Here is a 14010-nt window from a genome sequence, read left to right as displayed (position 1 = left end):
GGCAGGGGGGAAGCGGCGGGCGCGGTGATGTGCACCCCGCCGGCGATGGACCCGGCCTGGACACTGGATCCCGCTATCCGTCCCGTCAGTTCGTTGGTCCACCGGTCCCGTTCGTCGGGAGAGTGCACGTTCTTATCCATCCCATTTTGGCTCGGTGGCGCGTTGATCGCCCGTTTTATGGTTAACGTACCTGGACGTCTGGTTTAAGGTAACAGTGAGCGGTGTTTGCAATTTTGGTCATGCCGTTTATGGGGTACTGGTCAGAATGGTGATTGTCCGTGCTTGTCCAGGCGTGGTGAACTGGGGCGGTGACAGATCCGATGACCGTGGCCATCGCCACCGCCATGGCCGGCAAGGCCGTGGAGGTGGCCGGGGAGCCGGTCCGGGCCGCCGTCGCCGAGCTGTCGCGGCGGGTTCGCGAGCGGCTTCGGGGGAGTCCGTCCGGGGACGAGGCCCTGGAGAGGGCCACCGGCGACCCGACGCCCGAGAGGGTCGCGACCCTCGCCTCCGCCATCGAGCACCTCATGGCCGATGACCCCGGGTTCGGGGCGGAGGCGCGCAACCTGTGGAACCAGGCGCAGACCAACGCCGCCGCCACGGGCGACGGCGTGGTCAACGTCCTCAACGGCCAGGCGGGCCGGGTCGTTCAGTTCCGCGACGTGCACGGAGACGTGAACATCGGCTGACGCGGGTCCGGCCACGGGTTCGGGCGACAGGTTCAGGCGACGGGTCCGGGCGGCGGGTTCAGGCTTCGGTGGCGCCGGTCAGGCCGTAGCGTTCCTGGTCGCAGGGGCGGGGGGACTCGGGGCCGTCGCGGCCGAGGCGGAGTACCTGGCAGACGCGGACGATGCGGAACTCGCGCCCGCGGACGGTGATGCGGTGGCCGGGGGCCGCCTTGATCTCGGTGGCGAGCGCGGTCCACTCGTCGAGTTCGGCGGCGGTGGCGGGGTCGCCCTGGAACTCGCGGAGCCGGGGGAGCAGGAGGGTGAAGTGCCCGGCCAGCCGGTCGCGCGCCTCGTCCGGGGTGTCCGCGCCGGTGAGCGGCGCCCACGCGTCGCCGTCGATCTCCAGGACGATGAAGGTGGGCGGGAGCAGCACGACACCGGGATGCGTCTGGATCGCGTGCCGGGCCTCGGCGCGGACCTCGTCGGGGACGCTGCCGGGGACGGGCATGCGCGCGACCAGGTTCAGGCGGAGCTGCGCCTCCCACTGCCCGCACGGCGCCGGAGGGTCGATCAGGTGGTCGCGCAGCAGGCCGTCGGCGGCGAGGTCGGCGTCGGTGGAGCGGGGCGGCTCCATGATCCGGTCGCCGATCAGGATGAACTTCTCGACCCGGATGATCCGGTACCGGCGGTCACCGATCTCCCACTCGTCCTTCGCGAGCTGCTCGCCGTCCTCGGGGTCGAGCCGGGCGGCGGCCGCCAGCATGGCTTCGGCGGTTGCGGGGTCCTTTTCCGCGGACGCTTCCGTCCGGAGGTCGATGGCCAGGCCGTAGCGGGCCGCGGACGGGTCATCGGAGCCGAGACATCCGATTCTCCACTCTTTTCCGATTTGCACTGCATGCCCAAAAGTGGGGGAGCCGGCGGGCAGAATCTTCGGATATCGCAGGATCCGCTCGCCGAGTTCCCGGTCGCGCACCGCCGCGACCGGGTCGAGCTCGGCGACCACGTTGATGTGGTCGTACCCGTGCATCAGCGGGAAGGTCATGCCCGCATACTGGTCGCACGGCCCGCTTTCCCGCACGATTTTCGCGATATCGAGCGGCCTGCCTCGCGGCAATTAAGTGGAAAAGGGCGTTTTGGTGGGCGGCGGGTGGCGCGGCTCAGTTGCCGGACGATTCCGATGCCGTAGAAGGTTTCGCTTCCTCGGGCGGTATCGGTGACCCGGGCGATCCGGATTTGCCGGATGGCGGCGAGTCTTTCGCCTTGCCGTCCGGGTCGTCGCCATTGTCGTCATTGTCGAACCAGGCGGGGACCTCGCGTGCGCTGTCGAAGCCTTTCGCCACGATGACGTCGGTGGACGAGTGCGCCAGGATCGACAGCGCGATCGTCGCGGCGACGAGGTGGAAGATCTGGTCGCCGGCCGCGATCCCCGATTTCAGGACGATCAGCCCGTACACGACCGAGGCGAACCCCTTGGGCCCGAACCACATCGCCGCGACCTGTTCCCGGGTGCTCAGCTTCGAGCGCAGGAACGACACCCATAGCGCCACCGGACGCGCGACCACGAGCGCCAGTACCGCGAACAGCCAGCCCGACCAGCCGACCTCGCCGAGGAACGTCGGCGACAGCAACGCGCCGAACACCAGCAGCGCGGCGAGCTTCAACAGCTCGGCGATCAACTCGCCGAACTCCTCGAACGACTCCTTGTAGTGGTCGCCGACGGTCGCGACCGTCACCCCGGCCGCGAACGCGGCGATGTACAGGTTGCCGTGCGTGGCCATGGACAGCGCGAGCACGAGCATCCCGATCGCGAGGGCGTTCAACGGCTCGAACTTGGGCGCCACCGCGAACAGCCGGGTGCGTTCCAGCGCCAGCGCGGCCAGCGGTACCGCCACACCGATGACCAGCCCGAGCACCAGCTCCAGCGCCAGATCGTCGATGTGCAGGTCCCCCGTGTCCTGGGCGATCGCCAGGAAGATGATCACGAACGGCAGGGCGATCCCGTCGTTGACCCCGGACTCGGTGTTCAGCAGGCGGCGCAGCCGGGGCGGCACCTTCTCGTTGCCGATCAGCGCCGCCGCGAACACCGGGTCGGTCGGGGCGAGCACGGCCCCGATCAGCAGCGACTCGATCCAGCCGAGCCCCATCACGTAGTGCGCGAGGGCGGCGGTGATGAGCAGCGTGAGGGGTAGGCCCCCGATCAGCGCCCGTCCCGGCAGCCGCCAGGCGCTGCGCACCTCCTTCCAGCCGGCGTGCATCCCGTCGGTGAAGAGCACCGCGAACAGCGCGAGCTGGGCGAGCGTGTTGACGATCTCGTCGTCGGGGCTCAGGTGCAGGACGTCCCCGACGCCTTCGCCCAGCAGGAAGCCGCCCGCCAGGAACAGGACGGCCGTCGACAGGACGGTGCGGTGGACGAAGGCGGACACCAGCACCGCGAGCAGCAACAGGGCGGCGAAAACCAGCAGGAGAGTCGTCATAACCGGGATCTTTCAGACATCGACGGACGTTCATGCCGACCGGACAAAACCCCGGCGCATCAGGGCATGACTTTAACGGGCATGCTCCCGCCGCTGTAACCCCGGCTCGTCACGTACGCGCCGACCGGGCGCGTTCCAGCCAGGTGGGACGCCCGCCGCTGAGATGCCGGGCGGTGTTGATGAGCCCGACATGGGAGTACGCCTGCGGGGTGTTGCCCACCTGCCGCCCGGCGGCGGTGTCGTACTCCTCGCTGAGCAGGCCCAGGTCGTTGCGCAGGTTCAGCAGCCGGTGGAACAGGTCGGCGGCCTGCTTCGTCCGGCCGATGCCGTGCAGGGCGTCCGCCAGCCAGAACGTGCACACCAGGAACGCGCCCTCGTCCCCGGGAAGCCCGTCCACGCCGCCGTCGGTGCCTGTGTCGGTGTCGCAGCACGAACCCGTCCCGGTACAGCTCCCGCTGGACGGCCTCGACGGTCCCGACTACGCGCGGGTCGTTCCACTGCAGGAAGCCGACCTGGGGGATGAGCAGCAGCGCCGCGTCCAGCCCGCGGGAGCCGTAGAACTGGGTGAACGTGCCGCGGTCCGGGTCGTAGCCGTGCTCGCACACGTCGGCGTGGATCCGTTCCCGCAGCGCCTTCCACTTGCCGGCCGGCCCGTCCAGACCGAACTGCTCCACCGCCTGGACGGCCCGGTCGGCACCCGTCCACGCGAGCACCTTGGAATGCACGAAGTGGCGCCGGTCGCCCCGCACCTCCCAGAGGCTGTTGTCGGGGTCGTTCCAGTGCCCTTCGAGGAAGTCCATCAGGGCGACCTGGAGGTCCCAGGCGTTCTCGTCCATCCCGATGCCCGCCTCCCGCGCCAGATGCAGGCCGTCCAGCACCTCGCCCCAGGTGTCGAGCTGGAACTGGCCGGACGCGGCGCGTAGTCGTAGTCGCGCATCCATTCCGACCAGAACAGCTCCGTGTCCCTCAGTGCGCGCTCGGCCTCCACCGCCGTGGGACGCGGCTTGTGCGACGCCATGTACGTCAGGACGAACGGGACGCGCTCCCCGGCGGCCACGGTGAAGTCGCCGTACGTGGTCAGGTCCCGGCCCCGGAGCTCGACGGGCGTCTTCAGCCACGCGGCGTCCGGGCCCGCGATCGCGTTCCGCTCACCCTCGATGTGCCGCACCCACGGCACGATCCGCCCGTAGTCGAACCGCAGCCGCAGCGCCATGTGCATCGGCACCCGCCCGCTGACGCCCTCCACGATCCGGACGACGTCGGCGGCCTCGCCCCGCGGCGGCATGAAGTCGATCAGCCGGACGGTGCCCTCCGGCGTCTCCCATTCCGACTCCAGGATCAGCGTGTCGCCCCGGTACCGCCGCCGTCTGCGTGTCCCCGAGCAGCCCGTAATCCTCGATCCGCAGCGCCACCCGCGCACCCCCTCACCCGTCCCGCTTCCTCCGACGTACCCGTGATGGTGAATGTATGTGCCCCCGCCGGGCCCTCCATGGAATCGCACCGGCCCTGGAAACCACCGGCTCTGGAAACCACCGGCACGGCGGCCTGGGAGCTGCCGCCGTGCCGGGTGTCCGGGGATGTTCGGTTCTGGAGGGGTGGGTCAGGGTGTGTCGCAGGCGAGGCCGGGGTCGGACACGTTCCCGTCCGGCGCGTTCACGGTGAACCCGAAGGAGGCGGACGCGCCCGGTGCCAGGCTGGAGTTCCAGCCCGCCGGCTTGACCGTGACGGTGCTGCCGTTCTCCGTCGGCCTGCCGTTCCAGAGGGCGGCCACATCCTGGCCGGAGTTCATGGTCAGGACGGCCGTCCACGAGCTGACCGAGCCGCCGCCGGCGGTGATGGTGACCCGGCCGTTGAAGCCCGTGCCCCACTGCGCGGTGCGGGTGTAGGCGCAGGTGACGCTTCCGTCGCCGCCACCCCCGTCGCCGCCGCCGGGATCACCGCCGAGGGCTTCGAGTGTCGCGTCGTAAGCGGGCTTCTTGCCGTAGTCGTCGTCGAACAGCAGCGCCGCGCCCTCGCCTTCGAAGACGTCGGGAACCCAGGAGTACTTGTCGGTCACGCCCCAGACGGTGATGCCCTTGCAGGCGGCCACGGCCACGCAGGCGGAGGTCACGGCGCGGTAGTCATCGGCCTGCTGGGCGAGCTTCGCGCTGTCCGGCGGGGTCTGCATCCGGATGTCCAGCTCGGTGATGTAGACCTTCACGCCGAGGTCGGCGAAGCGCTGGATGTTGGCCTGGATGTCACCCGGGACGCTGCCCACGATCAGGTGCGCCTGGAGCCCGACGCAGTCGATCGGGACGCCGCGGCGCTTGAAGTCCTGGACCATGGCGTAGACGGCGTCGCTCTTCGCGTTCCGCCCGTCGATGTTGTAGTCGTTGTAGCAGAGCTCGGCGCCGGGGTCGGCCGCGCGGGCGGCCCGGAAGGCCTCCTCGATGTAGTCGTCGCCGATGACGCGCTGGAACACGGTGTCGCGCCGCGCGCCCGACCCGTCCAGGAACGCCTCGTTCACGACGTCCCAGTACTCGAGGTCGCCGCGGAAGTGGCCGGCGACGTTCGAGATGTGGTTGCGCATGACGTCCAGCAGCTCGGTGCGCGAGGAGATGTCCTCGACCCAGCCGGGCAGCTGGCTGTGCCAGACGAGGGTGTGCCCGCGCACCGCCATTCCCTGGGACCGGGCGTGGCCGACGTGCTGGTCGGCCGCGCCGTAGCCGAACGAGTTCCGGGACGGCTCGGTGGTCTCCCACTTCATCTCGTTCTCGGGCGTGAGCTGGTTGAACTCACGGTTGAGCGTTTCGGTGTAGGCCGCCTCGCCCAGGTGGTTCTGGGCCGCGGCGGTACCGAAGACGATGCCCTTGGCGGCGGCCGCCTCCTTGAGCGTGCCGGGTGCCGCCGATGCCGGGAGCGCGGCGGCCACCAGCATCGCCAGGAACAGCGTCGCCGCTCCAAGCACCGCGATGAGTGCCCTTCTCATGGTTTCGTTCCTCCTCGGGGGCGGGGCCCTGTCCGGGCCCTATGAAGGGGCGAATGAGACGGTCAGCGGAGCCCGGCCCTGCGGCTTTCGGGGGGCCCGAGATAGGAGGTTCTGAGTCCTCCGGTGTCGACCACGAGTTTCTGCAGGACGACGGTCGGGTCGACCATCCAGAACTTCAGGGTGTGCGTCCCCGGTTCGGTGATCGTGTGCGTCGTGACCGTGCGGTTGACGTTGTCGGAGGTGTTCCTTTCCCACTGCTTGTTCATCGTCGTGTCGTTCGCGCCGGTCGCCTCGGTGATGTTCACGACCTGCGGCTCCTGGTCGTCGACCGAAATGGCGTATTCCAGTCCTTCGGTCGACAGGACGCTGTTCCTCGGCGACAGATGGGCCCAGATCTTCACCGGCCCGGTGGTGGTCAGCGTCATGTCGTATTCGAGGCGTGGGCCCTTGCCCGGCTCCTGGCCGGGCGCGGTGACGGGGAACGGCTCCATTCCGGCGTCCGTGCGGCCGATTCCCGGGATCCGCTTCCACCGGGCGCCGTCCGTGCGGGTGGCGCGGGTGTAGCCGTCGGCGTCCATGGAGACGTAGCCGCCGGCCTCCAGGAAACCGCGGGGCTCGAACGATTCCGGCTTGTCGACGGCCGCCTGGACGGTCACCGTGCGGCCGCCGGCTCCGGAGATCTCGATGGGCACGCGGCTGGTTCCCTTGGGCGCACGCCGCCAGTCGATCCACACCGTCGCCCGTACCTGCTTGTCGACGCGGCCCTTGGCGCGGGTGACCTTCACCCAGGGCTTGCCGGGGGTGATCCGGTAGTCGAAGGGGTCGGTGCCGCGGTTGAACACCTCGATGTACTGCCGGGGTCCGCTCTGGTACGGGCTGAACTCCGGAAGGACGGGGTCGGACTCCGCTTCCGGCCACCACTTGTCGGAACCGTCGATGGCCACGCCCATCTCGGAGCCGTCCGGCACATCGATCCGCTCGAGCTCGGGGAAGATCTTGTCCGGCAGGGCTATGTGGTTCTCTTCGGGCTGCTGCCAGGGCGCGTTCGGCCCGTAGCGCTCCACGTCCCCGTAACCGATCTTCGGCTGGCTCTGGAAGCCGTTCCATTTCCCGCCGGCGAGTTCGTTGTCGTAGTAGTTCGACATCGCCTGGTCCTCGTCGAACCGGGCTTCGGCGAGGTCGGCCTGGTCGTTGGTGGCCGCCCGCCCCTGCTCCGCGTAGAGGATGTTCGTGAACTCGGCCTTTCGCAGCTCGTACAGGTTGGCCGTCGCCTTCACCCGGTAGTGGACGAGCTGGTAGTAGGCGTCCCGGTACTCCTCGGGCAATCGGCGGCGTATCCGCTCGGCCTTTCCGGCGAGCCGCCGCCACCGCGCGGTGACCCTGTCCATCTCCCGGTACCGGTTCAGGTGGAAGGGCGTCTCCTCGTCGTCGTAGACGACCGCGGACGGGTCGGTGGACAGGTCCTTCTCCGGGTCGACGGTGATGCGGCGGTTGAGCAGTTCCGGCTTGCGGAGCGCCTGGAGGTCGCCGTAGCCGTTGAGCACCTCGGCGATCTCGTCCGCCTGCCCGTGCCCGAAGTTCTGCGCGGCGAACTGCCGCTCCCATTCGCCGAGCTTGTGCAGGGGCCAGCGGTCCGGGTCCCAGGCGTAGTCGAGGAAGAACTGCAGCGGAAGCTCGTTGCTCTTCATGTCGCCGACGTTCGCGACCCACAGATTCCGGATGCCGTACTGGTAGGACTGGTGGAGCTGCTCCCACGTGTTGGTGAGCTGCGCGGTGTCGACCCACTTGTAGTTGCGGCCGCCGCCCACGTAGTCGAAGTGGTAGTAGAGCCCGTAGCCGCCGGCGCGCTCCGGAAGGTCCCGCTCGGGCATCTTGCGCATGTTGCCCCAGTTGTCGTCGGTGAAGACGACGGTCACGTCGTCGGGGACGCGCATGCCCCGGTCCCAGTACCGCTGGACCTCCTTGTAGAGCGTCCAGACCTGCGGGGTCTCGGACGCCGCCTTGCCGGTGACCGCCTCGAGGATCTCGCGCTCGCCGGCGATGATGTCCTGCATCAGCTCGATGCCGTCGCCGTCCGGCAGGCTGACATCGCCGTTGCCGCGCATGCCGATGGTCACGACGCCCTCGAAGTCCTCGTCGACCATCCGCTCGACGCCGTCGCGCCAGTACTTCTTGATGGCGCCGGCGTTCCGGCGGAAACTCCACTCGCCCGTCCCGCCGTACGGGTCGCCGCCGGGCTTGGTGATGTTGCCGTCCTCGTCGCGCTCCGCGGGGACGGCGTGCCGGTTCCATTCCTCGATGCCGCGCATCATCGGCGCCTCGTGGGACGTCCCCATGACCACGCCGTACTTCTTCGCGGTCGCGTGGTTCAGCGGGTCGTCCTCGGCGAAGGCGCGTCCCCACACCGCCGGCCACAGGTAGTTGGCCTTCAGCCGCAGCATCGTCTCGAAGATCTTGGCGTAGAACTCGTGGTTGAAGCCGTTGGGATAGCCCTCGGCCTTCCCCTCGCCGAAGAACTTCGGTGCCCACCGGTTCAGTGCCGGGTTCTCGTCGTTGATGAAGAAGCCCCGGTACTTCACGGCCGGTGTGCCCTGGGTGTGGCGGCCGGGCTTCACGTAGACCTCGTCCCGCTGCCGCGACGGGACGTCGGCCCAGAAGTACCAGGGGGAGACGCCGATGTTCCTTGAGACGTCGTAGGCCCCGTAGACGGTGCCGCGCTGGTCGCTGCCGGCGATGACGAACGCGCGGCGGACGCCCGGCACCGGGTTCTCCACCACCTGTTCGAGCGTGGTCTCCCACTTGCCCTCGATGCCCTTCACGTCCAGCTTCCCGGACGAGACGAGCCGGTCGATGAGCGGGCTCTTGCCGATCGTGCCGATGATGACGACGGCGCTTTCCCGCGGGACCTCGCCGCCGGCCGACAGTCCGGGGCGCTCGCCGGTCACCCGCTCGATGTCGGAGCGCAGATCCCCGGCCACCCGCACGACGCCCTCGAAGTCGGCGTCGCTGACGACCAGCGGTGCGGCCTTGCCGTCCGCGACCAGGGGGAAGTATCCGCGCCCGTCCTGGAACGAGATATAGGACGAGGGGTCCGCGGGCCTGTCATGGCCCGTTCCCGGGCGCCCACCTCCCCGGTCCGCCGCGGCGGGCGAGGCGGTGAAGGCGATGAAGGTGGGGACGAGGGCCAGGAGCAACTTCCACATCCGACGCGATTCACCCATCGGCTGTCTCCTCACTACGGGAGCGTCATGACTTCGAAACATTTCGCTATATTTCGAGAGTCGACAGGAAAGTAACCCCGGGAACCTCTTTCGTCAACCAGCCGTCGACCACCGGATTTCGTCTGACATCTGCCTGGCGCTTCGGCTGTCACGCATCCGGCAAAGGCCGGTGGCTCTGATCAGCGTGCACGTAACAGCGGGGCCGTCTTTCGAAACATTTCGAAGGGCGCTTGGTGATCTTCCAGGGCGGATCGAGACCGACTCTGCGCATTTCGCCGCGCGGCGCGAAGGGAGCGCAATAAGATCCTTTACAGCGGCCGCGGTTCCTCGCGGTGGTGGTCGGCGAGCGCGCTAGAGAGGCCTCGAACTGTGACCAACGACGAGCAGACTCCCGTCGAACTGAACGTGGACGTCGCTCATCCCGCCCGGATGTACGACTACTACCTGGGCGGGAAGGACAACTACGAGGCCGACCGCGCCGCCGCCGAAGCGTCCCTGGAGGCCGCGCCCGAGATCCGCGCCATCGCGCGGGAGAACCGCGCCTTCCTGCACCGCGCCGTCCGCCACCTGGTGCACTCCGGCGTCAGGCAGTTCCTCGACCTCGGCGCCGGGCTGCCGACCCAGCGCAACGTCCACGAGGCCGCCCAGGAGATCGCGCCCGACACCCGCGTCGTCTACGTCGACAACGACCCCATCGTCCTCGTGCACGCGCGGGCGCTGCTGAGCGGGCGCGGGCTGGGCCGGACGGCCGTCGTCCAGGCCGACGTCCGCGACACCCCGGCGATCCTCGCCGACGAGCAGGTGCGCTCACTGATCGACTTCGACCAGCCGCTCGCGATCATGCTCGTCTCGGTGCTCCAGTTCGTCCCCGACGTCGAGCCGCAGGACGTCGTCACCCCGCTGCGGGACGCGATGGCCCAGGGCGGCTACCTGGTCGTGTCGCACCCCACGCAGGACTTCCGCGCCAGCCAGGTCGACCAGGTCGCCAGCACCTACACCCGCGCCAAGGCCCCCGCCGTGCCGCGGCGCAAGGCCGAGATCGAGCGCATCTTCGACGGCTTCGAACTGCTGGAACCGGGCATCGTCCAGACCCCCCTCTGGCGCCCCGAGCAACCGGTCACCCCGGACCTCGATCTCATCTGGATGTACGGCGCCGTCGGCCGGAAACTCTGAGCCCGCCCGATCCGAACTGAACCGACCCCGGAGAGGTGACATGGACGTCATCGAGGCCATGAAGACAACGGGCACGTGCCGCTACTTCCGCAGCGACCCGGTTCCGGACGAGGTCCTGATGTCGGCGTTCGACGCCGCCCGGTTCGGACCGCAGGGCGGCAACCGGCAGCCCGTCCGCTGGGTCGTCGTCCGCGACAAGGACCGCAAGCGGCAGCTGGCCGAGTGGTATCTGGCGCCCTGGAAGACCTACCTCGGCGGCATCGCCGACGGCGACGTCGCCGTCGGCGCCCTGCCCAAGGCCGTCGCCGACGCCGACCACTTCGCCGAGCACCTGCACGAGGTCCCGGCCATCGCCGTCCTGTGCGCGGAGATCGACGGCCTGCACCCCACCGACCTGGAGCTCGACCGGATCAGCGTCGTGGGCGGCGGGTCCATCTACCCGACCGCGCAGAACTTCTGCCTCGCGCTGCGCGCCCAGGGCGTGGCCAGCGCCCTGACCACCCTCCTCGTGCATGCCGAACCGCAGGTCAAGGAACTGCTCGGCATCCCGGACGGTGTGATCACCGCCGCGCATATCGCGGTCGGCTACCCCGAGCACGGCTTCCCCGCCAAGCTGACCCGCACCCCGGCCGCCGAGATCGTCTTCGGCGAGACCTACGGCGCCCCGCTCGCCGGCGGCTGATCGAGGCCCTGGCCCGCCGCACGCCGTCGGCTCCGGGCCGTGGACATGGCCAGGCAGGATCCCGAGACTGGTCAGGGTCGTCCCCGAGATCGAGGAGCGCTGATGGCAGCGTTGCCGCTACTGCCCACGTCGCTGGTCGGCAGTTACGCCCAGCCGGAGTGGCTGATCGACCGTTCGAAGCTCGCCGGCCGGTTCCCGCCGCGCGTCCGCGCCCGGGAACTGTGGCGTGTCGCCCCCGACCTCCTCGCGCAGGCCCAGGACGACGCCACGCTGCTGGCGATCCGGGCTCAGGAGCAGGCGGGGCTGGACATCCTGACCGACGGGGAGATCCGCAGGGAGAGCTACTCGAACCACTTCGCGACGGCGCTGGAAGGCGTCGACATCGACAACCCCGGTACGGCGCTCGACCGCAGCGGGCACCCGCACCCCGTGCCGCGGATCGCCGGGCCGATCCGCCGGCCGCACCCGATCGAGGTCGAGGACGTGCGGTTCCTGCGGGCGCACACCGACCGGACGATCAAGATGACGGTGCCGGGGCCGTTCACGATGTCGCAGCAGGCGCAGAACGAGCACTACCCCGACGCCGAGGCGGCGGCGATGGCCTACGCCGGGGCGGTCAACGCCGAGATCGCCGATCTGTTCGCGGCCGGGGCGGACGTGGTGCAGATCGACGAGCCCTACATGCAAGCACGCCCGGACGCCGCCCGCGCGTACGGGCTGTCCGCGCTGAACGCGGCGCTCGACGGGATCACCGGCACGACGGCCGTGCACATCTGCTTCGGGTACGCCGCGATCATCCACGAGCGTCCGGAGGGCTACTCGTTCCTGCCCGAGCTGGCCGGCTGCCCGGCCGATCAGGTCTCGATCGAGACCGCGCAGTCGGGCCTGGATCTGGGGGTGCTCGCCGACCTCGGCGACAAGACGATCATCCTCGGCGTGATCGACCTGTCCGACGACGCGGTGGAGACCCCGGAGACCGTCGCGGGCCGCGTCCGCCGCGCCTTCGACCGGGTCCCGCCCGAGCGGATCGTCATCGCCCCCGACTGCGGGATGAAGTACCTGCCGCGAGAGTCCGCGGAGGGCAAGATGCGCGCGATGGCGGGCGCCGCCGAGCTGCTCCGCGAGGAACTCGGGGACTCCTGACCCCGGGCCGGGCGGCGGGACGGGCGACCGGCCGGGCCGGGGCGGCCGGGCCGCCCGGTACCCTCGGGCCGCGGGCCGAGGCGGCGGAGCGCGAGGTGCGCTCGATGCCGTCCTGCGGCCGGGGGGACACCCGTGCGGACCTTGATCATCGACAACTACGACTCGTTCACCCACAACCTGTTCCAGTACGTCGCGGAGGCGGGCGCCGAGCCCGTCGTCGTCCGCAACGACGAGGTGGAGTGGACACCCGGGCTCCTGGACGGGTTCGACAACGCCGTCATCTCGCCCGGCCCCGGCTCGCCGGAACGCGAGGAGGACTTCGGGATCTGCGCGAAGGTGATCGAGCACGCCCGGATCCCGATCCTCGGCGTGTGCCTCGGGCACCAGGGGATCTGCCACGTGTTCGGGGGACGCGTCCGGCCTGCCGCGCAGGTCCGGCACGGGCGGTCGTCGCCGGTCGAGCACACGGGCACCGGCCTTTTCCGGGGGGTACCGTCACCGTTCCCGGCGGTCAGGTACCACTCCCTGGCCGTCGACGACCTGCCGGATGTCCTGGAGCCGGTGGCGTGGACGGCCGACGGCGTCCTCATGGGCGTCCGGCACACCCGGAGGCCGATATGGGGCGTCCAGTTCCACCCGGAGTCGGTGTGCACGGAGCACGGGCGGCGCATCATCCGCAATTTCCTGGACCTCACGCGGGAACGTCCAGGCCGCCGCGCCGCGCCGTCCCCCTCCGCCGAGCCGGCCGCCACGGACCACGGCCAGGCGCCGGTCAGGCCGTACAGGGTGATCGCGCGTGAGATCGACACCCCGGCGGCGGCCGAGGACGTGTTCGGCGCGCTGTTCGCCGGGTCGGACCGGGCGTTCTGGCTCGACAGCAGCCTGTCCGGCGAGCGCGGCCTGTCCGGCGAGCGCGGCGGGCGATTCTCCTTCATGGGCGACGCGAGCGGCCCGCTGGCCAGATTCGCCGTCTTCGACGTGCGGACCGGAGATCTGACGGTCGAGTCGGCCGCCGGGCGCGTGCGGCTGGACCGCGCCTCCTTCTTCGACTGGATCGACGCGGACCTGCGCGCCCACGCGGCGGACACCCCCGACCTTCCGTTCGGCTTCACGCTCGGCTGGGTGGGCTACCTCGGCTACGAGCTCAAGGCCGAGTGCGGAGGCTCGCGCGCCCACCGCTCCCCGCATCCCGACGCCGCCATGATCTTCGCGGACCGGGCCGTGGCCTTCGACCACCGGGAGGGGACCGTCCACCTCCTGGCCCTGTGCCCGGCCGGTGACGAGCGCGCGGCGCGGTCCTGGCTGGACGACACCGAAGCCCGCCTGGCCGGGCTGCCACCGGGCCGGAACGCCACGGTCATCGAGCCGCCCGAGGCGGACGCGCTCGCGCTGCGGCACGGCCGCGGGCGCTACCTGGACAAGGTCGAGGCGTCCCAGCGGGAGATCATCGAGGGGCAGACCTACGAGGTATGCCTGACGAACATGCTCACGGCCCCGGTGCGGGCCGATCCGTGGGACCTCTACCGCCTGCTCCGCAGGCGCGAGCCGGTGCCGTTCGGGGCCCTGCTCCGGTTCGGCGGCCTGGCGGTGCTGAGCGCCTCGCCCGAACGCTTCCTGCGCATCTCGGCGGACGGGAGGGTGGAGTCCAAGCCGATCAAGGGCACCCGCCCCCGCTCGCCCGACC

At 70.1% G+C, this 14010-nt stretch carries 11 protein-coding genes and 1 pseudogene; 5 read left to right on the top strand and 7 right to left on the bottom strand.

The window, feature by feature from the left end; translation table 11 throughout:
• The first annotated feature begins 308 nt into the window (after window positions 1–308).
• The gene (locus tag E1285_RS36795) at window positions 309–686 is read left to right on the top strand and encodes a hypothetical protein (RefSeq protein WP_132159213.1); all 378 of its coding nucleotides are present in this window, start codon (window positions 309–311) and stop codon (window positions 684–686) included.
• 58 nt (window positions 687–744) lie between these two features.
• Here the strand turns inward: E1285_RS36795 and E1285_RS36790 are convergent, their stop codons facing one another.
• From E1285_RS36790 to E1285_RS36770, 7 genes and pseudogenes are all read right to left on the bottom strand, one after another.
• A complete protein-coding gene (locus tag E1285_RS36790; RefSeq protein ID WP_132159212.1) occupies window positions 745–1707 on the bottom strand; it encodes a DUF5954 family protein in 963 nt (320 codons plus the stop codon).
• Window positions 1708–1822: 115 nt separating this feature from the next.
• A complete protein-coding gene (locus E1285_RS36785) occupies window positions 1823–3139 on the bottom strand; it encodes a cation:proton antiporter (RefSeq protein ID WP_132159211.1) in 1317 nt (438 codons plus the stop codon).
• 109 nt (window positions 3140–3248) lie between these two features.
• On the bottom strand, window positions 3249–3536 hold the full coding sequence (locus E1285_RS47845) for a glycoside hydrolase family 15 protein (protein WP_243723301.1): 288 nt from the start codon (window positions 3534–3536) through the stop codon (window positions 3249–3251).
• An 88-nt stretch (window positions 3537–3624) separates the two neighbouring features.
• Window positions 3625–4017 (bottom strand): annotated as a pseudogene (locus tag E1285_RS47840) (glycoside hydrolase family 15 protein); the annotation flags it as partial.
• Window positions 3939–4559 carry a hypothetical protein gene (locus E1285_RS47835; protein WP_243723300.1) on the bottom strand — a complete coding sequence of 207 codons (621 nt, stop codon included), beginning with the start codon at window positions 4557–4559 and terminating at the stop codon, window positions 3939–3941. The gene E1285_RS47835 and the pseudogene E1285_RS47840, both read right to left, overlap by 79 nt.
• Window positions 4560–4739: 180 nt before the next feature.
• Window positions 4740–6107, bottom strand: a complete 1368-nt coding sequence (locus tag E1285_RS36775; protein WP_132159210.1) for an endo-1,4-beta-xylanase — start codon at window positions 6105–6107, stop codon at window positions 4740–4742.
• Window positions 6108–6169: 62 nt separating this feature from the next.
• Complete coding sequence (locus E1285_RS36770) at window positions 6170–9328, bottom strand: glycosyl hydrolase 115 family protein (protein WP_132159209.1); 3159 nt, start codon at window positions 9326–9328, stop codon at window positions 6170–6172.
• A gap of 369 nt (window positions 9329–9697) precedes the next feature.
• On the opposite strand from E1285_RS36770, the gene E1285_RS36765 reads away from it, so the two are divergent.
• The 4 genes from E1285_RS36765 to E1285_RS36750 form a co-directional block, all read left to right on the top strand.
• Window positions 9698–10501: an SAM-dependent methyltransferase gene (locus E1285_RS36765; protein WP_243723299.1), complete on the top strand. Its 804-nt coding sequence runs from the start codon at window positions 9698–9700 to the stop codon at window positions 10499–10501.
• Between the two features lie 40 nt (window positions 10502–10541).
• Window positions 10542–11183 (top strand): nitroreductase family protein, encoded by a 642-nt coding sequence (locus tag E1285_RS36760; RefSeq protein WP_132159208.1) that lies wholly within the window; start codon window positions 10542–10544, stop codon window positions 11181–11183.
• A 102-nt stretch (window positions 11184–11285) separates the two neighbouring features.
• Complete coding sequence (locus E1285_RS36755) at window positions 11286–12326, top strand: 5-methyltetrahydropteroyltriglutamate--homocysteine methyltransferase (protein ID WP_132159207.1); 1041 nt, start codon at window positions 11286–11288, stop codon at window positions 12324–12326.
• 132 nt (window positions 12327–12458) lie between these two features.
• Window positions 12459–14010 (top strand): chorismate-binding protein (locus E1285_RS36750; protein WP_132159206.1); only part of this gene is annotated, 1552 nt, incomplete at its 3' end.

The sequence above is a fragment of the Actinomadura sp. 7K507 genome, assembly GCF_004348425.1.
Taxonomy (GTDB): domain Bacteria; phylum Actinomycetota; class Actinomycetes; order Streptosporangiales; family Streptosporangiaceae; genus Spirillospora.
Note: the sequence above shows the minus strand (reverse complement) of the source record. Positions and strands in the feature narration are given on the sequence as shown.

Excerpts from the sequence above, each read along its gene's own strand:
- E1285_RS36790 (WP_132159212.1), bottom strand. The coding sequence starts at position 1,707 with ATGACCTTCCCGCTGATGCACGGGTACGACCACATCAACGTGGTCGCC.
- E1285_RS36775 (WP_132159210.1), bottom strand. The coding sequence starts at position 6,107 with ATGAGAAGGGCACTCATCGCGGTGCTTGGAGCGGCGACGCTGTTCCTG.
- E1285_RS36755 (WP_132159207.1), top strand. The coding sequence starts at position 11,286 with ATGGCAGCGTTGCCGCTACTGCCCACGTCGCTGGTCGGCAGTTACGCC.
- E1285_RS36770 (WP_132159209.1), bottom strand. The coding sequence starts at position 9,328 with ATGGGTGAATCGCGTCGGATGTGGAAGTTGCTCCTGGCCCTCGTCCCC.
- E1285_RS36760 (WP_132159208.1), top strand. The coding sequence starts at position 10,542 with ATGGACGTCATCGAGGCCATGAAGACAACGGGCACGTGCCGCTACTTC.
- E1285_RS36785 (WP_132159211.1), bottom strand. The coding sequence starts at position 3,139 with ATGACGACTCTCCTGCTGGTTTTCGCCGCCCTGTTGCTGCTCGCGGTG.